At 35.2% G+C, this 18467-nt stretch carries 22 protein-coding genes and 1 other RNA gene; 3 read left to right on the forward strand and 20 right to left on the reverse strand.

What is annotated here, in order from left to right:
* Position 1 precedes the first annotated feature (1 nt).
* From EGH73_RS00565 to EGH73_RS00610, 10 genes are all read right to left on the reverse strand, one after another.
* Positions 2-469 carry an RES family NAD+ phosphorylase gene (locus tag EGH73_RS00565; protein WP_123280203.1) on the reverse strand — a complete coding sequence of 156 codons (468 nt, stop codon included), beginning with the start codon at positions 467-469 and terminating at the stop codon, positions 2-4.
* Between the two features lie 2 nt (positions 470-471).
* Positions 472-945 carry an antitoxin Xre-like helix-turn-helix domain-containing protein gene (locus EGH73_RS00570; RefSeq protein ID WP_089769478.1) on the reverse strand — a complete coding sequence of 158 codons (474 nt, stop codon included), beginning with the start codon at positions 943-945 and terminating at the stop codon, positions 472-474.
* Positions 946-1005: 60 nt separating this feature from the next.
* Positions 1006-2259, reverse strand: coding sequence for a pyridoxal phosphate-dependent aminotransferase (locus EGH73_RS00575; RefSeq protein ID WP_123280204.1), 1254 nt, complete (start codon positions 2257-2259; stop codon positions 1006-1008).
* 193 nt (positions 2260-2452) lie between these two features.
* Positions 2453-4171, reverse strand: a complete 1719-nt coding sequence (locus EGH73_RS00580) for a phospho-sugar mutase (RefSeq protein WP_123280205.1) — start codon at positions 4169-4171, stop codon at positions 2453-2455.
* A gap of 18 nt (positions 4172-4189) precedes the next feature.
* Positions 4190-4906, reverse strand: coding sequence for a GIN domain-containing protein (locus EGH73_RS00585; protein ID WP_394338727.1), 717 nt, complete (start codon positions 4904-4906; stop codon positions 4190-4192).
* Between the two features lie 62 nt (positions 4907-4968).
* Positions 4969-5418 (reverse strand): copper resistance protein CopD, encoded by a 450-nt coding sequence (locus EGH73_RS00590; protein WP_089769470.1) that lies wholly within the window; start codon positions 5416-5418, stop codon positions 4969-4971.
* A gap of 2 nt (positions 5419-5420) precedes the next feature.
* Positions 5421-6374 (reverse strand): glycosyltransferase family 2 protein, encoded by a 954-nt coding sequence (locus EGH73_RS00595; protein WP_123280253.1) that lies wholly within the window; start codon positions 6372-6374, stop codon positions 5421-5423.
* Positions 6375-6379: 5 nt separating this feature from the next.
* Positions 6380-6808: a type II toxin-antitoxin system VapC family toxin gene (locus EGH73_RS00600; RefSeq protein ID WP_123280206.1), complete on the reverse strand. Its 429-nt coding sequence runs from the start codon at positions 6806-6808 to the stop codon at positions 6380-6382.
* Positions 6808-7053 carry a DUF6364 family protein gene (locus EGH73_RS00605; RefSeq protein WP_123280207.1) on the reverse strand — a complete coding sequence of 82 codons (246 nt, stop codon included), beginning with the start codon at positions 7051-7053 and terminating at the stop codon, positions 6808-6810. Before EGH73_RS00605 ends, EGH73_RS00600 begins: the two co-directional genes overlap by 1 nt.
* Positions 7054-7096: 43 nt before the next feature.
* Positions 7097-7684 carry a DUF4199 domain-containing protein gene (locus tag EGH73_RS00610; RefSeq protein ID WP_123280208.1) on the reverse strand — a complete coding sequence of 196 codons (588 nt, stop codon included), beginning with the start codon at positions 7682-7684 and terminating at the stop codon, positions 7097-7099.
* Between the two features lie 145 nt (positions 7685-7829).
* On the opposite strand from EGH73_RS00610, the gene ffs reads away from it, so the two are divergent.
* Positions 7830-7927, forward strand: an RNA gene (gene ffs, locus EGH73_RS00615) — signal recognition particle sRNA small type.
* A gap of 70 nt (positions 7928-7997) precedes the next feature.
* Here the strand turns inward: ffs and EGH73_RS00620 are convergent.
* The 4 genes from EGH73_RS00620 to EGH73_RS00635 all read right to left on the reverse strand — a co-directional run bounded on the left by EGH73_RS00620 (position 7998) and on the right by EGH73_RS00635 (position 11359).
* Positions 7998-8681: a metal-dependent hydrolase gene (locus EGH73_RS00620; RefSeq protein ID WP_123280209.1), complete on the reverse strand. Its 684-nt coding sequence runs from the start codon at positions 8679-8681 to the stop codon at positions 7998-8000.
* A gap of 14 nt (positions 8682-8695) precedes the next feature.
* On the reverse strand, positions 8696-9631 hold the full coding sequence (gene menA / locus EGH73_RS00625) for a 1,4-dihydroxy-2-naphthoate octaprenyltransferase (protein ID WP_123280210.1): 936 nt from the start codon (positions 9629-9631) through the stop codon (positions 8696-8698).
* 77 nt (positions 9632-9708) lie between these two features.
* Entirely contained in the window at positions 9709-10545 is an 837-nt protein-coding gene (locus tag EGH73_RS00630; protein WP_089873884.1) for a 1,4-dihydroxy-2-naphthoyl-CoA synthase, read from the reverse strand.
* A 322-nt stretch (positions 10546-10867) separates the two neighbouring features.
* Entirely contained in the window at positions 10868-11359 is a 492-nt protein-coding gene (locus tag EGH73_RS00635; protein ID WP_123280211.1) for a DUF4920 domain-containing protein, read from the reverse strand.
* Between the two features lie 134 nt (positions 11360-11493).
* Here EGH73_RS00635 and EGH73_RS00640 point away from each other — a divergent pair, with 134 nt between their 5' ends.
* Positions 11494-12309, forward strand: coding sequence for a GIN domain-containing protein (locus EGH73_RS00640; RefSeq protein WP_123280212.1), 816 nt, complete (start codon positions 11494-11496; stop codon positions 12307-12309).
* 71 nt (positions 12310-12380) lie between these two features.
* On the opposite strand, the gene EGH73_RS00645 is transcribed toward EGH73_RS00640, so the two are convergent.
* From EGH73_RS00645 to parS, 4 genes are read right to left on the reverse strand one after another with little or no spacing between them, the layout of a single operon-like run.
* Positions 12381-13160: a zinc ribbon domain-containing protein gene (locus EGH73_RS00645; RefSeq protein ID WP_123280213.1), complete on the reverse strand. Its 780-nt coding sequence runs from the start codon at positions 13158-13160 to the stop codon at positions 12381-12383.
* Between the two features lie 2 nt (positions 13161-13162).
* Positions 13163-14260, reverse strand: a complete 1098-nt coding sequence (locus EGH73_RS00650; RefSeq protein WP_123280254.1) for a Nif3-like dinuclear metal center hexameric protein — start codon at positions 14258-14260, stop codon at positions 13163-13165.
* A 10-nt stretch (positions 14261-14270) separates the two neighbouring features.
* On the reverse strand, positions 14271-14723 hold the full coding sequence (locus tag EGH73_RS00655) for an RES family NAD+ phosphorylase (RefSeq protein WP_089769450.1): 453 nt from the start codon (positions 14721-14723) through the stop codon (positions 14271-14273).
* A 5-nt stretch (positions 14724-14728) separates the two neighbouring features.
* Complete coding sequence (parS, locus tag EGH73_RS00660; RefSeq protein WP_089769448.1) at positions 14729-15187, reverse strand: type II RES/Xre toxin-antitoxin system antitoxin; 459 nt, start codon at positions 15185-15187, stop codon at positions 14729-14731.
* Between the two features lie 118 nt (positions 15188-15305).
* Here parS and EGH73_RS00665 point away from each other — a divergent pair, with 118 nt between their 5' ends.
* Positions 15306-16130: an ion transporter gene (locus EGH73_RS00665; protein ID WP_123280214.1), complete on the forward strand. Its 825-nt coding sequence runs from the start codon at positions 15306-15308 to the stop codon at positions 16128-16130.
* Here EGH73_RS00665 and EGH73_RS00670 read toward each other — a convergent pair.
* Positions 16127-16930, reverse strand: coding sequence for a patatin-like phospholipase family protein (locus EGH73_RS00670; protein ID WP_123280215.1), 804 nt, complete (start codon positions 16928-16930; stop codon positions 16127-16129). The genes EGH73_RS00665 and EGH73_RS00670 overlap by 4 nt on opposite strands.
* Before the next feature lie 66 nt (positions 16931-16996).
* Entirely contained in the window at positions 16997-18388 is a 1392-nt protein-coding gene (gene lpdA / locus EGH73_RS00675) for a dihydrolipoyl dehydrogenase (protein ID WP_123280216.1), read from the reverse strand.
* Positions 18389-18467: the final 79 nt, after the last annotated feature.

An 18467-nucleotide genomic window follows, 5' to 3' on the forward strand; every position in this document is an offset into this window, starting at 1 on the left:
ATTATTTGTTTTGTTTTATAATTTGTTCCAATCGATCATCAGGTTCAAAATCGAGAATATCAATGAGCTTTACTTTTTTAAAATCTTTATGAAATGTATTGATAACCACATTCCAATTTTCCGGAACCACTGCAGAAGGAACTTTCAAACAAAGTTTTTCATTGGAATCAAACCAAACATTTCCAATCTTTTGACAATCGGAATAGTTCCTAAAATCTCTCCAGTTTTTAGATAATGCTGAAGTATCAACAACTTGGAAACCAGAATTATTAGGAATTTTGATGATCATAATCCTGAAATCCTTATTGAATCCCAATCCCTTGCGATGCGCCAATGTTTCCAAGTAGGCTAAAGAAATACTTTCTGCAGTATAAATAACTTTCTTGCCTTCTGAGTTCCACCTCCCTTCCAATCCACTTGCAAAAAGTGAGTCAGCGTATTTTTTGTGAACAATCCTATAAACCAACATTGTTATACAGGATAACCCTGAGCCAATTTTTCTATTTCTTCATACACTAAATCTACACCGCCAGAAGTAGAAATAAAATCGATTGGCTTGTCCTCAGAATTCCAAAAAGGACGATTCATCCAAAGTGTAAACTCATCAAGGTTTCCAAAAATATCCTTACCAAAATTATAAAGATTGATTAATTTTAAAAGATGCTCGCTATAAATTGGATCCAAACCTTTTTCCTGATCTCTATAATTGCTAATGGTTCTTGGAGAAAGATTGATTACCGATGCCAGGGTTTTCTCCGGCATATTGATAGCATCTGCAAGCAAATAGAACACATCTGTTTTCAGACCTTCTCTTGCTTTTTTCAACAGTTTGTAATCGTCTTGTATAGAATATCGATTAAAGACGGAAGAACCAACGCCATAAGTAGCAACTGGCTCTCCCACTTTTGATTTTTTAGAATTTTCGTTTTGTTTATAATAGGCCATCTTTGTATTTCTTTACACAAAGATAGAATTTTTTCCAAAAACAAAACGAATTTTTTCCATTTATTTTAAATTATTTAGTGCTTGTTCCAACTTCGGAAGACAGTCTTTAATATCCTCCAAAGAACAACCGCCCACAGAAGCTCTAAACCAAGGCACTGATTTATCATTTCCAAAAGCAGAGAACGGAACCAAAGCCATTCCTGCATTATTAATCAGATAGAAAACCAAATCACTGGAGTTCTCTATTGTTTTTCCGTCTGGTGCAGTTTTTCCAAGATAATCCAACTTAATCGTCAAGTAAAGTGCTCCCATTGGCGAAATACTTTCCACAGAAAAACCTTTCGATTTCAAATCTTGGATTCCTGCGTGAAGTTCTTTCAGGCTTGTATTCAGTTTTTGTTTGTAATCGTCTAAGAATGTATCCACTGCAGAATCATCCGCTAAAAACTCAGCAACCGCTTCCTGTTCCGGTTTTGGTGCCCAAGCTCCAACGTGCGTCAAAAGAGCTTTCATTTTATCAATTACCAAACTCGGCCCAAATCCCCAACCAACTCTCACTCCAGTCGCTGCGAAACACTTAGACGTTCCATCAACATAAATCGTGTAATCTTTCATTTCCGGGAAAAGACTTACCGGATTGTAATGATCTGAACCAAATGTCAACATTGCGTAGATTTGGTCGTACATCAGGTAAAGCGGTTTTTCATCTGCTCCTCTCCTTTTATTTTCTTCCAAAACCAATTCGCAAATCTCAGACAAATGCTCTTTTGTGAACATTGTTCCGGTTGGATTCAGTGGAGAACAAAGGCAAAGCAAAACTGCGCCTTCTAAATGTGGTCTTAAATCATCAGCTGTCGGCAGGAAATTATTAGATTCCTGAGTCTGAACTTCAACCGCATTTGCATTGGTTAAATAAGCGTAATGATTGTTATTCCAAGAAGGAATCGGATAAATCACTTTATCGCCTTCGTCCACAATCGTTTTGAAAACTGCATATATCAAAGGTCTGGAACCGGCTGTAATCAAAATGTCATTAGCCGAATAATCCAGATTCCAACGTTTTTTAAGATCGTTGCTTACGGAAGTTCTTAGAGACTGTAAACCGTTTGCAGGCGGATAGTTGGTCAGATTATTTTTATAAGCTTTCTCAATTCCTTGTTTCAATTCCGATGGAATTGGATAGATATTTGAATTAAGATCACCAATGGTGAGATTTGAGATTTGTGCTCCTTTGGCTTTCAAATCGTTAACTTCATTTCCGATTTTGATAATTTCCGAACCAATCAGGTTAGATGCTAGTTTAGATACTTTCACTTATTTATTTTTTGATGTTTTTCCGAAACTTAATCCGGACTTCTACTTTTTATGATTTGCAAATTTCTTAAATGTAACAGATTAATTCAAGACATACAACAAAAAAAGTTCTCAAAACTAAATTGCTTCAGTAATTAAGAACTTTATATTAAAAATATTTTAGATTATATTTTTATCTGATAAAAATTTTCAACTACAGATTCAAATCCTGTTTCACCTTAGCAATCTTCTCTTCAAGCTTAGGAAGTTTGGCAACAAAATCTTCTTTGGAAGTGATGCTGTCTTTTACAGAAACATAAAATTTGATTTTTGGCTCGGTTCCAGAAGGACGAACACAAACTTTAGTTCCATCTTGAGTATAGAAAATCAACACGTTAGACTTAGGAATATCGTCCATCACTTTTTTCTCATTTTTTGAAACGATGAAATTAGTCTGCTCTTTGAAATCCTTCACTTCTTCTACAGGAGAACCAGCAATCTCTTTCGGTGGATTACTTCTGAAATCACTCATCATCTGCGTAATTTCTTCAGCTCCAGTTCTACCCTTTCTTACGACATTAATTAAGCCTTCGTAATAGAACCCAACTTCTTTGTAGATGTCAATCATATATTCGTAAACTGTTGTGCCATTAGCTTTACACCAAGCAGCGATTTCAGAAGCCGTCAAAATTGAACCACAAGAATCTTTGTCACGAACGAAATCTCCAGTCATAAAACCGAAACTTTCTTCGCCTCCACAAATGAATTTTTCCTGACCTTCAAAATCACGTATCATTTTCCCAATCCATTTGAAACCAGTCAATCCAACTTTGCAATCTACTCCAAATTTCTCTGCAACATCAAAGAAAACATCAGAAGTCACAATCGTAGAACCAATGAATTCTTTTCCTGTAATTTTCCCTGCTTTTTTCCATTGGTCAAGGATATAATAAGTTAAAATTGTATTGGTCTGATTTCCATTAAGAAGTTGCATTTCGCCTTCAAGATTTCTTACAGCAATTCCCAATCTGTCACCATCTGGGTCTGTTCCGATAACGATATCAGCATTAGTAATTCTTGCTAAATCCATTGCCATAGAAAGCGCTGCTGGTTCTTCCGGATTCGGGGACGCTACTGTTGGGAAATTTCCACTTGGAATCATTTGCTCCTGAACCAAATCCAATTTTGTAAATCCAGCTTTTTTCAAAGCTTTTGGAACAGTTGTATAAGTTGTTCCGTGGATGGATGTGAAAACGATGTTTAGATTATCTCTTCCCACATTTTGGTAAAGAGAATTTTCCATACAAGCATCGATGTAAACATCATCTTGGTATTCCCCAACCCATTCGATTAGGTCATCATTTCCATTGAATTTGATATCCTCAAACTTAGTCGCGTAAACTTCTCTGATGATATTTTCATCATCCGGCGGAACGATTTGCGCACCGTCATTCCAATATACCTTATAACCGTTATATTCCGGTGGATTGTGAGAAGCCGTCAAAACGATTCCGGCATTACATTTTTTATCTCTCACTGTGAAAGACAATTCCGGAGTTGGACGATGTTCTTTGAACAACAGAACTTTGATTCCGTTCGCTGTCAAAACATCAGCAACGATTTTCCCGAACTCTTTAGAATTGTTACGAACGTCATAAGCAATCGCAACTTTGATTTCACCAGAAAACTTCTGATGAAGATAATTCGCAAGTCCTTGAGTAGCCTGCCCTAATGTGTACTTATTTAAACGATTGGTTCCAACACCCATCACACCACGCATTCCTCCTGTTCCGAATTCTAATTCTCTATAAAAAGAATCTTCCAAATCCGGCGAATTAGAATCGATTAAAGTTTGTACCGCATTTCTTGTTTCTTCGTCAAATGTTTCGGAAAGCCAAAGTTTTGCTTTATCTAATGTTGATAATTCTGACATTATTTATAGTTTTTTGTTTTAATTCAATTTCTTGTTCTCTAAAGTCGCTTTTTCAGTTACTTTCAGTTTCTTCGAAGGATTTCCGTAATAAATCAATTTCGATGTATTACCGATTTTTCCTTTGATTTCTTCATCTACACTCAGTTCTGCATAATTTCCGTTCTGAGACTCGATTTCCAAATCTTTGATATACCAATATGGCGAAATAATACTCGCTGTATCTTTAATATTAAGCTTGGCTAAAGTCGTTTTTCCCAACAAATTAGCTCGGCTTTTGTTCGCCATTTCTATCTCCGACTTCTCTGAAATCACTGAACCGATAAATTTAGCATTATCTTTTAAATGAAGTGCGAAATTTTCAACTTTCATTTGACTTGAAATGTTAAGTTCTACAGAATCAGCTATTTTAATCACATCGAACGGATTTTTTCCGTAAATCGTGATATTGTAAAAATCTACTTTATCAGTTTCCCTTTTCTCTGTGATTGACAGATTTTTATCCTTAACCTCAATATTAAGATTATCAAAGAAATTAGGATAAGTTTCTACATTCACAAAGTTATGTGGACTTTGGACATAAAACACACGAAATTTTCCTTTCAAATCCAATTTAGAAAACTCAGAAAGTTCAATATCTTTGGACTGAATTTCTCCTTTTGGAGAGACTTTTCCACAAGAAATGATGATTATCGAAAAGATAAAGAGATATGTAAAGGAATTAAGAATTCGTTTCAATTGAGTAATTTTTATTCGAAGCAATTTACAATTATTTTCAGAAAATAAGAAGATGACTTTAATCAAAAAGAAAGTCCGCCGTATCTCACGAAACTTCCCAATAACAGCATCAAAACACCGATTGTTGTAACCGACAAAATGTGAAAAGCCATCAGAGGTAAAGTTTTAGCAGTCAGTTTGGGAATCACGAAAAAATTGGCGCTGATTGCAAACAATACAGTTATCAGAAGTAAAATCAATTTCAAAGAAATAACAGTTTCTATAGGATTCGAAAAATGAAACCAATTTGAAAATCCAATTCCGAATTTGTAAGACATCCAAACGCCAGAAATGACCATCAAAAGCAAAGCAGGAATTCCTATTTTCTCATACTTTCGTTCGAAATCGAGGAGAATTTCCACATCCTTTTTTTTCAAAACTTCTGGCAAAATTGTTACCGCTAAAATCAAATGTCCGCCAACCCAAATCGAGGCTCCCAAAAGATGGATAATCAATAGCAAATGATGACTCATAATTAAATCATTTCTTCGATGTGATAATTCTTGTGCTCGCGGTTGCTTCTGATAATCAATTCGCCCAAGAATCCCGCTACAAAAAGTAAACTTCCCAAAATCATCATGGTCAAAGCAATAAAAAACCAAGGATTGTTTGCAATTAGGTTTCCATAGATTTTGAAAATATAAACATCAATAAGCTTTGAAACACCCAACCAAATTGCTGATAAAAATCCGATAATGAACATCAAAGTTCCCACAGCGCCAAAGAAATGCATTGGTCTCCCACCAAATCTGCTCACAAACCAAAGCGTTACCAAATCCAAAAATCCACGAACAAAACGTTCTGTCCCGAATTTTGAAGTTCCATAAGGTCTTGCCTGATGCTGAACTGGTTTTTCCGTGATATTTCTGAAACCTGCATTGGCCGCCAAAACCGGAATATAACGGTGCATATCGCCGTAAACATCAATGGATTTTACGACCTGTTTTTTGTAAGCTTTCAATCCACAATTGAAATCGTGTAGCGAAACTCCTGAAACCTTTCTAGCCGCAGCATTGAAGAGTTTTGAAGGAATATTTTTGGTCATCACATTATCGAAACGTTTCTTTTTCCAACCGGAAACAATGTCATAATTTCCTGTGGTTACCATTTCATAAAGTTCAGGAATCTCTTCCGGAAAATCCTGTAAATCAGCATCCATTGTGATAATTACATCACCATTTACTTTCTCAAAAGCCGCGTGAAGTGCCTGAGATTTTCCGTAGTTTTTGGAAAATTTAATCCCGTGAATCTGCAGATGTTGGATTTTCATATTTTCTATGATAGACCAAGACAAATCTGTGCTTCCGTCATCTATGAACCAAACTTCGTAAGATAATTTGTTGTCTCGACAAACTTGGTCGATTCTGGTAAAGAGTTCTTCCAGAGATTCTTCTTCGTTGAGAAGTGGAACTATAATAGATAAATTCAAATGGTTCAACTTTTAAGTTTTTTATTAATGTAAATAATTGCTTCGTCAGGTGCAAAAACCGAAATTTCTGAGGTAGAGAAATCTTTCATATCACGAGTGATAATGCCTGTTAAATTTTCTGTTTTATGAGCACAAAAAATCTGTACAGCATCTTCATAATCTTTATGAATTGATTTTAAACCTTTTTGCAAAATTATTTTATCTACAGAAATAATCTCTATTATTTCAAGAATTTCTGACAGAGATTTTCTCACTTTTTCTTCTGCAAAAGCTTTTTTTAAAATATAATGTGAGGTTAATACCGATTGTGATGATGTATAAAGAAAAATATGTTTGTTATAAGCCAAATTGAATATCTGATTGGCATTCTCGGCAAATGGTTTGCGTTCTGATAAGAAGTCTAAAATCAGATTGGTATCTATAAAGAAATTCATTATAAATCATATTTTTCTTTATAATAATCATCTAATGCTTTATCATAATCAAAATTTTCAGGAAGTTTCAAACTACCGGCTAGATTTTTGATTTTGGGCGAAAGTTCACTTTTATCGGATTCTTCAACCAAAGATTCCAAATATTTCTGAACCATCTCAGAAAGGCTTCTCTGTGTTCCTTTAGCGTATTTTTTTGCTTTTTCTATAACTGATTTTTCCACAGTCAAAGTCAATTTTGTCGTCATCACGTATTATTTTAGTAAAGATACGTATAAAATTGATACCAAACTATTCGTAGCGTTTTTTGTTTTTCAAAAATCCTGCAATTACGATAGACAAAAGTAAATAAAATAGTAAAACGCCTCCAAAAATAGCAGATAAAAAACTGAATGAAAAATAATTAATATTTTGCTTTTTAGCACCATTAATACCAATGCTCATTTTTTTATACTCATCATTCAAGCTTTTAATTTTTTCCGTGTCTTTTGGGTTTATCTCTTTGATTTGCTTATTGTAAGACTCGTCCAACTTTGTCAATTCTGATTCAATATGTTGATGATTCAGCATATCTCTGGCATCTGTATCAACATAATTAAGAAACAAAAAAATCGACATAAAAGATAGAAAACCGCCAACAAATAATGTTATAAAAATCTGTTTAAAGGCCTGAGGATAAGTGATTTCTCCAATATTCTTTCTCAGATAATAAACAGAAAGAAACCCCATTAAACTATAAATGAAAGTTAATCCAAACGCATTCACATTAATTGATATGTTAAAATAATCTGGTCCTGCGAAAAAATAATACACTACGAAGAATAAAAACATAGTGATTGCGTACAAACCAAAGCCAAAGGCTATCGGGTTTTTTGTCATAAATCTAAATTTTGATACTTAATTAATAAAAAAAATGAAAAATTTTGTCCTTAATAATCAATTTATTAACCTCAATTATATCGATAGTTAAAGGATTTTTCATTAATTCTTTTTTTGAAATTGCAATATTTTTCTATCTTTGCACCGGCAAGTCCTAAACAACCAGCTCCTGAGAATCCTCCAGGGTGGGAACGCAGCAAAGGTAATCGGTTGTAGCGGTGTGATTTAGGTAGCTTGCCATTTTTTATTTCTATAGGTTACGAGATTAAGCCATATTCAAGATTTTGAATTGACTTAATCTCTTAATTTTTTGTTAGAATTCGAACTCCTCTCCTAGTTTTGGTAAAGTGAATTCGATGTTCTTATCAGTGAAATGCTTTTTGGCTTCTTCGTGATTGATCTCGATTGGTGGAAAAGTATCGAAATGACAACCAATCACTTTTGGTGTTTTCAATAATTCTGATGCTGCAAAAGCCGCTTTTCTAGGGCACATTGTATAATGTTTCCCAACTGGAAGGATAGACAAGTCTAAAGTCCCGAAAACCTGCGGAAACAAGCTCATTTCCGAACTTACACCAGTATCTCCAGCTAGATAAAGATTTCTTCTATCCGCAAATCTGAAAATATATCCAGCTGCTAAACCTCCGTAACTTCCGTCTGGGAAAGAACTGGTGTGCAAAGCAGGAACCATAGAAATCTTCAAATCAACGATTTTTGCAGAACCTCCAAAGTTGATATCAATATTATTAGAATGTCCAAAGTATCCGCAAATCTCTGGCTGACCAATAACGGTTGCATCTGGATGATTTTCAAGAACTTCTTTCACATCTCCAGTATGATCGCCGTGTGCGTGTGTAATCAAAATATAATCGATTTTCTGAGCTTTGATATCAAAACCAGATTGCTCTTTCTGATAGTTGTAAAAAGGGTCAGCAAGAATCGTTTTTCCGTTGTATGTGAACAAAAAACAGTTTTGTCCTAAGAATTTTATTTTCATTTTTATTTGATTTATTAATTAACAAAATTAAGCCCGACAGCCGTCAAAACAGCCATCATAAAAGTTAAGATTCCGACTTGTTTTAGGAATGGGTCAAGTAGTTTTGGTTCTTGGATTTTCATAATTGTTCTCCTCAATTTCATAAATGGGAACATTAGAATCATCACGATAAATGGATAATAGACAACTCCTTGATTGCTGTTAGCGAAATTAATCATCAGAAAAGTAAGCATTAATAAAATCGGAAGTTGCAATAAAATGATTTCATAAATCATTGCTTTTTTGTAGCCTAATCTCAATGCAAACGTTTTCTTTCCAGATAATTCGTCATTCACAATATCTCTCATATTATTGAGATTAAGAACCGCCATACTTAACATTCCGATAGCAGAAGCCGGAATCAGAATATCGCAATCGAAGGTTTTTGTAAACAGGAAATAACTTCCGCAAACCGAAACCAATCCGAAAAAGATGAACACGAAAATATCTCCTAATCCCAAGTAGCCATAAGGTTTTTTACCAACAGTATATCCAATTGCGGCCAAAATACAAGCAATTCCCAACCCGATGAAAATCCAGAATTCTCTAATATTTATAGGATAAAAAGCAACGTATAATAAAGCAACTGTTGCTACAAATGATAAAATAGAAAGCAAAATAACAGCATTTCGCATTTGAGTTGCTGTAATTTTTCCTGAAGCTACTGCTCTACTTTCTGCTTCACCAATTCTATTTTTGTCAGTTCCTTTTACACCATCGCCATAATCGTTGGCAAAATTGGAAAGAATTTGATATAATAAAGTTACTAAAAGCGCCAAAGCAAAAATTCTCCAATCCCAAACTCCGCCTTCTTGAGAAAGTCTCCATTTGGCAATGAAAGCTCCCATAATAATTCCACTCAAAGAAAGCGGTAAAGTTCTAAGCCTTGCGGCTTGTATCCAATGTTTCATATTAATTATAAGTGGTAAATTATAAATGATAAATGATGACAATGATATCTATTATCATTCATCGATTATCAATTATGTTACGAAATCCACTGGTCATCACCAAAATTAGGTTTACGCTTCTCTAGGAACGCATTTCTACCCTCTTTTGCTTCTTCTGTCATATAAGCCAAACGTGTTGCTTCGCCTGCAAAAATCTGTTGTCCAACCATTCCGTCGTCTGTTAAATTCATTGCAAATTTTAGCATTCTGATTGATGTTGGAGATTTAGCAAGAATTTCCTGCGCCCATTCGTAAGCCGTATCTTCCAATTCTGCGTGAGGAATTACAGCGTTTACCATTCCCATATCAGCAGCTTCCTGAGCAGAATAATTTCTTCCTAAGAAGAAGATTTCTCTGGCTTTTTTCTGACCCACCATTTTCGCTAAATAAGCAGAACCGTAACCTCCGTCAAAGCTTGTTACATCGGCATCAGTCTGTTTGAAAATAGCGTGTTCTTCGCTCGCCAAAGTCAAATCGCAAACCACGTGAAGCGAATGTCCACCGCCAACTGCCCAACCATTAACTACAGCAATCACAGCCTTTGGCATAAAACGAATCAAACGCTGAACTTCCAAAATATTCAAACGATGTCTTCCGTCTTCGCCAACGTAACCTTGATGTCCACGTGCTTTTTGGTCGCCACCGCTACAGAATGCGTGTCCGCCGTCTTTTGGACTTGGACCTTCTCCTGTCAACAGCACAACACCGATTGAAGAATCTTCATAAGCGTCATAAAAAGCATCGTAAAGTTCTGAGGTTGTTTTTGGACGAAAAGCATTTCTGACTTCTGGTCTGTTGATAGCGATTCTTGCTACGCCATTTGATTTTTTATAGGTAATATCTTCGTATTCTTTGACGATTTTCCAGTCTGCCATTTTTTGAAAATTTAGAGTGTAAATATAAGTAGAATTGACGGGGTTTCAAAAGAATTATGCAAATGAGAATAGGATAATTATTTTCATAATCTATATCTCTATTTCTTTTAAAAACACAAAGTCCGCAAAGATTCTTTGAAATTATTGAGAATATTACAAGGTTCGCAAAGGTACTTCGACAAGCTCAGTATAAACTTCAAACTCAACAAAGAAATTAATTGGTTCAAATTTCGAAAAACAATCTCTTTTAAAGTATGAATCTTACGCCCAAATAAAAAAGCCTCAGAAAAATCTGAAGCTTATAAATTATATTTTGAAATAATTATTCTACAACTTTGATGGCGCTTGCCAAAAATCTTGTTTCGGTTTTTGGTTCTGTAATCGCATCTATTTCTGCTTGCGGTTTTTTAGCATCTTCTGCGTAATGTTGCAATTCTTTTACAGAAGTAGTTTTGCTTTCTGCACTACCTTCCATCACAACAGTTTTTCCTTCCAGAGCCGTTGGAACAAAGAATGCATAATCTTTCATCTTAACGAAAAATGTTTCTCCGGAATCTGTTGCCAAACTTACCCAACATCCTTTTTTAGGGCAAACAGCAGTTACTTTTCCTTTTACAGAAGTTTTAGCGATTTTTGGTGTAGATTTTAATTCTTTGTTCAGTTCGTCTGCAGAAATAGCTTTCTTAACAGCTTTTGCAGAAACATCCTGACCGTAAAACTCACCTACCTTCGCATCGCCAGCCGGAGGCCCAGATTGTGCAAATGCGGAAACAGACAAACCTATCAAAACAAAGGCGAATAATATATTCTTCATAATCAATGAATTATTTTTAATGCTGTAAATTTAGAAAATTAATTAAAATAAAAAATTTTATTTTTTGATGTAACGAAAACAACTGTTCAATTGTCATATTAATTAACAAATCAAAATTATCAAAAATCATACTTATGAAAATAAAACTTTTATCCCTGATTCTTTTGGCATCGGTTACCAATTTTTCTTGCATACAAACCAAAAACGGGTCAAATGATGTGATGTTTTCCCACCTATTATCAGATTCCGGAAAAGGCGACGTGATTGAAAAATCTTACTCTGTTGACTTTGATGAGTTGCAGATTTCAAGTTCTCTGAGTGCAGAAGTTTTTAAATCCAATGTAGAAAAAATAGTTGTTTACGCACCTTCTGACCTAATGAAGTATGTGGTTGTAAAGCAGGAAGGAAGAAAAGTGAAGGTAAAAATCCAATCTGAAGGTAAACTGAACATATCAACAGACAGAATCAAAATTAAAGTCTATGCTAAGGATTTTGACGGATTGGTAGCCAATTCGAGCGGAAGTATTACTTTGAAAGACGATTTTAAATTTTCTGACCTTGATGTGAAAGTTTCTAGCTCTGGGAACATCAAAGGAAATATCAACGGAAACAATATTAATATTCAAGCTTCCAGCAGTGGTGCGTTTTACGGTGAAGTCAATGCAAAAAATCTGAATATGCAAACTTCTTCATCAGGCGGAATCAATATCAAAGGAAAAGTAGAACGCGTAAGTGCTCAAGCATCTTCAAGCGGAGATATCAAAGCTGAAAACCTGACGGCAGACAACGCTGTTCTTACGACTTCTTCTTCGGCGGACATTACGATTGGTGTCCGTACCAGCCTTACTGCAAGTGCTTCTTCCAGCGGAGATATCGATGTTGTGAAAAGAGGTGACCTGAGTAAAGTTTCTAAAAACGAAAGCAGTTCTGGAACTATTAATATCCGGTAATTATACTTTCTTACAAAAACGAGAAGAGCCCTGAAAAATCAAGGCTCTATTTATTTGAATAACAAACTATTTTAGTTGAATTTGATAATATCCTGCATTTTTGCGGTTTCTTCATTCACCAATTCATCATCAACAAGGATTTTACCAGAGTGTTCATCTATAATGATTTTCTTTCTCTGAGCAATTTCCATTTGTTTCTGAGGCGGGATTGTGAAGAAAGATCCTTTTGGCGCTCCCCTTTCCAATCCTACAACAGCAAGACCTGTGGATGAACCCTGACGGATTCTTTGGTAAGAAGCTAATAATCTGTCATCGATTTTCTCAGCAAATTCCTTAGATTTTTCTAATAGATAATCTTCTTCTTTCTGAGTTTCAGAAATCAAATTATCCAATTCGCTTTTCTTATGCTTCAAGTGGTTTTTCAACTCCTCGATTTTAGCGTTCAAATCAGACAAAGTTTCTTTTTTGTGATCGATTTTCCCACCGAATTCTTTGATTCTCTTTTCAGCCAATTGAATTTCCAACTCCTGATATTCTACTTCTTTTGCTAATGCTTCGAACTCCTTGTTATTTCTAACGTTATCTTGCTGGGTTTTATATTTGTCAATAAGATTCTGAGCCTGTTTCATCAAGTCTTTTTTCGCATTGATTTCAGCATTTTGCTCAGCAATTTCGTTTTCAAATTTTTGGGCTCTTTTTTCAAGACCTTCAATTTCTATTTCCAGATCTTCAACCTCAATCGGCAATTCACCTCTTGTATTACGGATCTCGTCCAAACGTGAGTCAATGATCTGAAGATCATAAAGTGCTCTTAGTTTTTCTTCAACAGAAATTTCGTTTACTTTAGCCATATCTATAAAAAATAATTAACAGGATTTGTTTTTTGTGTCGTTTTAGCGATTGCAAATGTAGTAAATTTTTCGGACAAAATTTCAAATAATTGTTGAACCACAAATTGTTCCGATTCAAAATGCCCGATATCACAAATCAGCATTTTGCCTTCTGCAAAAAAGAAATCATGATACTTGACATCACCGGTAATGTAAGCGTCACACTTTGCAGACATCGCTGCCTTAATTCCGCTTGCTCCGCTCCCACCAAGAACACCTATTGTTCTGATTTTTTTGTTATTTAAAGAACTGTGCCTGATAATGTCAATATTAAATTTTTGTTTTATAAACGTAAGAAAATCAAGCTCATCCATCTCCTGTTCCAAATTACCACACCTTCCCAAGCCAGTGTACTGATTGTCATTTTCCAGCGTAATCAACTGATAAGCCACCTCTTCGTAAGGGTGATTTTCTTTCATTGCAAAAAGTATCTGATTTGTTTTATAATCTTCAAAAATTACATTGATCAAAACCTCATTTGCGTTCTCTCTTTCATTATGCGTTCCGGTCACAGGGTTAGAACCTTCCAATGGTCGGAAAGTTCCATCGCCTTGTATGGTAAAACTACATTCGTCATAGAAACCAATATTTCCGGCGCCGGCTACGAAAAGGGCATTTCTCAATTTTTCAGCAGAATCTGTAGGCACATAAACTTCCAGCTTTTTTAATTGATTTTTTTTCGGCATCAGCACTTGTTGGTTTTTCAACCCGAGAACTTCACAGATTTTATAATTGACACCAAAATAATCATTATCAAAAGCCGTATGGATGGCATATATTGCAATTTTATTTTCCAAAGCCTTCAGTACAGCCTTTTCTACATAATTTTTTCCTGTGATTGATTTGAGACCAGAAAAAATAATGGGATGAAAACAAAACACGAAGTTCAATTTTTTTCCAATTGCTTCATCGATGACGTTTTCCAAAGCGTCGTGCGCAATAAGAACACCTGTAATCTCCCTATCCGGATTCCCACAAAGCAATCCAACATTATCAAAATCTTCCGCTTGTCTTACCGGAATTATTTGTTCAAATTCATTTATAAATTCTTTAATTTTCATATTTGCGATATTATCTGATGAACAATCGATCATCAAAAGTAAATTTTTCTATTATTTTAATTTTCACCTCAGGAAAATTAATATGTCTCGGATTGATTATATAATTGAATTCCCCTTGAACTGCAGCCGAAGGAACTTTCATTACTAAGAATTTGTTTTCACGTAAAAATTTATCTCCAATTTTCTGAGTACTATCTGGGTGAGGAAAAGTATTCCAGTCTTTCGGTAATCTTTTTGGTTCAAGGAAATCAATATCTGGAAACTCTATCTGGACCAATCGATAATCCTTGGGCAAAATCCCCAAAGGAATATGAACCGCAATTTCCGTCACACACAAAGCAATCGACTGACCTGTATAAAGAGCAGGTCTTCCTTTGCTATTCCATCTTGCACCAGTAATTTCCGCTCCTTTTCCAGAAAGGTCTGTAGCGTAGATTTCTTTGGAAAGCCTGTAAACTATCATCAATATTAAGCTAAAACACCGTGTTCTATACGAGTTAGCTCATCCATAAGAAGTGATATTCCAAAAACACTACCCAATAAATCCTGAGGTTTTGTTTTGCCCAAAGCAATATTCTCCGACTGCAACCATATTAAGAAATTCTCGGAAGATCCAAAAACATCTTCCCCTCTTTTATAAAGCATTTCTATTTGCAATATTTTTTCTGATTGTAATACATCAAAAGACTTGTCTTCTTTTTGATAACGGGATAATGTCTTTCCAGAAATGTGAAGAAAATCTGCCCAATCTTGCATAGAAAAAGGAAATTTTTTTGACAAACCATCAAAGATTTTGAAAGAAATTCCTTTTTGGGCAATATCTATCAAACTAAAAATGCCAACATCATCAAAATTTTGATAACCATAAGACGTAGACGGCTCTTGAACACTACTGGAAGAAGTTTCTGAAGTTTTATATTTTTTCATTTTGTAATTTCCTTTTACAAATATACGACTTTTGTCTTAATAAAAAAGACTTTTGTCTAATGTTTTAAACAAAGAGTTATTTTAATTACTTTTATAACTTTAATTTTAGTTTTGAGTTATGAAAATCAAGCCTGAATTTGATCTTATACCAGAAGATGGTTGGAGAAAGAAGATTTACGAAATCATTTATCTATCAGACACAAAAGCCGGAAGAACATTTGACATTGCCCTATTGATTCTGATAGTTTTCAGTACTGTTTTGATAATGGTAGAAACAATTCCTATAGTAACACTGCAATATTACAAGGAGTTTTATTATGCCGAATTTTTCATCACAATTATATTCACCATAGAATATTTACTCAGAATTATCTGTATCAAAGACAGGAAAGAATATATTTTTAGTCCGATAGGAATCATTGATTTTTTATCGATTATTCCATTTTATATCAGCTTGATTTTTCCTGTATGGCATTTTGTTGCGATTATCAGAATGTTGAGAATTTTGAGGATTTTCAGGATTTTCAATCTGGCAGATTATATGCACGACGGGCGATTTATCGTTTCGGCTCTGAAACACAGCTCCAGAAAAATTTACATTTTCTTACTGTTTATGATTATTTTCATAGTTATCATCGGCGCTATGATGTATGTTGTAGAAGATGGTAAAAACGGATTCAGCAGTATACCACAAAGTGTTTATTGGGCCGTGGTAACCATAACTACAGTTGGCTATGGAGATATTTCGCCCGCCACACCATTAGGAAAACTTTTATCTATCATTGTAATGCTGTGCGGTTATAGTATAATAGCTGTTCCCACAGGCATTGTAACATCAGAGTTCCGCAGAAGAAGAAGCGATTTAAAATGCGATAGATGCGGAAATGATGATCACGGCGACAGCGCCAGATATTGCAAAATCTGTGGGGAGAAAATGGTTTAATCTTTTTCAGAAAATATCAACTCAAATTCCTGTTGATTTTCGTGAAATGTTCTTTTCGCCTCATCATATCCAATTTGAAAAATAGCTTCCAATCTGTTGGGTTTTCTTTCAAAAGTCCCATATTTAGAAAGCTTTTTTGACGTAATAAACCAATCACAAAACGCAAATTTATATATCTCAGTTCTATGAGACAACAGCTCATAGGCACGTGTAGTAACCGAACGGATACTTTTCAGATCACTAACTTCCACATCCTGCGGCGGAGTAACATATACACCTATCAATTTATCACATTCATTATGAATAACATCTGCAGGAAAATTATTCAAAACACCTCCGTCACTGTACATTTCTGTTCCGATGAAATAAGGTGTGGATATCCCCGGAATACAAGAAGAAGCGATAATTGCATCTACCACTTTATAATCTTTTTCGAATACTTTTTGCTGCCCTGTAATAAGTTCTGTAGCAACAATTCTAATATCCTTGTCCAGATCTCCAATTGTCATATCCTCAAAAATAGGATTGAGATAAGTGGAGAATATTGCGGAAGAAACCAATCCTGGCTGATTAAAAGTAAAATGTTTCCAGTTAAAAAAGTAGATTGACTGGAAAAAGTCCAGAATCTCTTCCGGTGATTTACCAAAAGCGTAAAGAGATCCTACAATAGACCCAGCACTGCAACAGGAAAGAATATTTGGTTTGATATTTTTTTCATTGAGAAATTTTAATACACCAGCGTGAGCCAATCCACGGGTTCCACCTCCAGACAACACCAGACCTAATTTTGAATTTTCCATTAAGTAAAATTAAAAAAACCACAGAACAATCTGTGGTTTTACAATATGAATATTATGTTAATCTCATTAAATATGAATCACTTCTCCATAAGCAGCCGCAACAGCTTCCATCACTGCTTCAGAGATTGTTGGATGCGGGTGAATCGCTTTAAGAACTTCGTGTCCTGTGGTTTCTAGTTTTCTGGCAACAACGGCTTCCGCAATCATATCCGTGACACCATCGCCCACCATATGACATCCTAACCACTCGCCATATTTTGCATCAAAAATCACTTTGATAAATCCGTCTACATCACCGTTAGCTGTAGCTTTTCCAGAAGCTGAAAAAGGGAATTTACCAACTTTCAGTTCATAACCTTTTTCTTTGGCTTGCTTTTCCGTTAAACCAACAGAAGCGATTTCCGGATGACAATAAGTACAACCAGGAATATTGCCATAATCGATTTTCTCAACATGCATTCCTTTGATTTTCTCTACACAAGTAATTCCTTCAGCAGAAGCAACGTGCGCCAAAGCTTGAGTAGGTATTATATCGCCGATGGCATAGTATCCCGGAACAGAAGTTTCGTACCATTCATTGACAAGAACTCTTCCTTTATCTGTTTTTATTCCTACTTCTTCCAGGCCTATTCCTTCTACATTTGCAGCAATTCCGACAGCAGAAAGAAGAATATCTGCTTCCAAAGTGATTTCTCCGTTGGCTGTTTTTACTTTTGCTTTCACGCCATTTCCAGAAGTATCTACAGATTCTACAGAAGAATTGGTCATAATTTCTATTCCAGATTTTTTCAGAGACTTCTCTACGTGTTTTGAAACTTCTTCATCCTCCAAAGGAACAATGTTTGGCAAGAATTCTACTACAGTCACTTTGGTTCCCATAGCGTTGTAGAAATCTGCGAACTCAATTCCGATGGCGCCGGAACCTACAACAATCATAGATTTTGGCTGCTCAGGAAGCGACAATGCTTGTCTATATCCAATTACTTTTTTACCATCTTGAGGCAAGTTTGGCAATTCTCTAGAACGTGCGCCAGTTGCGATGATAATATTAGTTGCAGAATATTCAGTTGTTTTTCCTTCCGTATCTACAACAGAAACTTTTTTGCCAGCTTTCACTTTGGCTGTTCCCATTATCACATCGATTTTATTTTTTTTCATCAAGAACTGGATTCCGCCGCTCATTTTGGAAGCCACGCCTCTACTTCTTTGGATCACTTTCGTGAAATCGAATCCCGGATTTTCCACTTTATTAAGACCATAATCCTCTGCGTGTTTCAGATAATTGAAAACGTGAGCCGATTTCAGAAGTGCTTTCGTTGGGATGCAACCCCAGTTAAGACAAATACCTCCAAGGTTTTCTTTTTCGATGATGGCTGTTTTGAAACCCAATTGAGCAGCTCTGATTGCAGTCACATAACCGCCAGGTCCACTTCCTATAACAATAATATCGTAGTTCATTGTGATTAAAAAATTTATGCGAATTTACGGAAAATTATTGGAAGCATAGTATGAGAAAAAGCAACTTTAAAAGTTGCTT

The sequence above is a fragment of the Epilithonimonas hominis genome (assembly GCF_003730015.1).
Taxonomy (GTDB): domain Bacteria; phylum Bacteroidota; class Bacteroidia; order Flavobacteriales; family Weeksellaceae; genus Epilithonimonas; species Epilithonimonas hominis.

Bases quoted from the DNA above. Each gene is read 5' to 3' on its own strand.
- menA (WP_123280210.1), bottom strand. From the start codon at position 9,631: ATGAAACATTGGATACAAGCCGCAAGGCTTAGAACTTTACCGCTTTCT.
- EGH73_RS00565 (WP_123280203.1), bottom strand. From the start codon at position 469: ATGTTGGTTTATAGGATTGTTCACAAAAAATACGCTGACTCACTTTTT.
- EGH73_RS00610 (WP_123280208.1), bottom strand. From the start codon at position 7,684: ATGACAAAAAACCCGATAGCCTTTGGCTTTGGTTTGTACGCAATCACT.
- parS (WP_089769448.1), bottom strand. From the start codon at position 15,187: ATGAAAAAATATAAAACTTCAGAAACTTCTTCCAGTAGTGTTCAAGAG.
- EGH73_RS00590 (WP_089769470.1), bottom strand. From the start codon at position 5,418: ATGAGTCATCATTTGCTATTGATTATCCATCTTTTGGGAGCCTCGATT.
- EGH73_RS00640 (WP_123280212.1), top strand. From the start codon at position 11,494: ATGAAAATAAAACTTTTATCCCTGATTCTTTTGGCATCGGTTACCAAT.
- EGH73_RS00635 (WP_123280211.1), bottom strand. From the start codon at position 11,359: ATGAAGAATATATTATTCGCCTTTGTTTTGATAGGTTTGTCTGTTTCC.
- EGH73_RS00655 (WP_089769450.1), bottom strand. From the start codon at position 14,723: ATGATAGTTTACAGGCTTTCCAAAGAAATCTACGCTACAGACCTTTCT.
- EGH73_RS00605 (WP_123280207.1), bottom strand. From the start codon at position 7,053: ATGACGACAAAATTGACTTTGACTGTGGAAAAATCAGTTATAGAAAAA.
- EGH73_RS00580 (WP_123280205.1), bottom strand. From the start codon at position 4,171: ATGTCAGAATTATCAACATTAGATAAAGCAAAACTTTGGCTTTCCGAA.
- EGH73_RS00665 (WP_123280214.1), top strand. From the start codon at position 15,306: ATGAAAATCAAGCCTGAATTTGATCTTATACCAGAAGATGGTTGGAGA.
- EGH73_RS00650 (WP_123280254.1), bottom strand. From the start codon at position 14,260: ATGAAAATTAAAGAATTTATAAATGAATTTGAACAAATAATTCCGGTA.
- lpdA (WP_123280216.1), bottom strand. From the start codon at position 18,388: ATGAACTACGATATTATTGTTATAGGAAGTGGACCTGGCGGTTATGTG.
- EGH73_RS00630 (WP_089873884.1), bottom strand. From the start codon at position 10,545: ATGGCAGACTGGAAAATCGTCAAAGAATACGAAGATATTACCTATAAA.
- EGH73_RS00670 (WP_123280215.1), bottom strand. From the start codon at position 16,930: ATGGAAAATTCAAAATTAGGTCTGGTGTTGTCTGGAGGTGGAACCCGT.
- EGH73_RS00600 (WP_123280206.1), bottom strand. From the start codon at position 6,808: ATGAATTTCTTTATAGATACCAATCTGATTTTAGACTTCTTATCAGAA.
- EGH73_RS00620 (WP_123280209.1), bottom strand. From the start codon at position 8,681: ATGAAAATAAAATTCTTAGGACAAAACTGTTTTTTGTTCACATACAAC.
- EGH73_RS00645 (WP_123280213.1), bottom strand. From the start codon at position 13,160: ATGGCTAAAGTAAACGAAATTTCTGTTGAAGAAAAACTAAGAGCACTT.
- EGH73_RS00570 (WP_089769478.1), bottom strand. From the start codon at position 945: ATGGCCTATTATAAACAAAACGAAAATTCTAAAAAATCAAAAGTGGGA.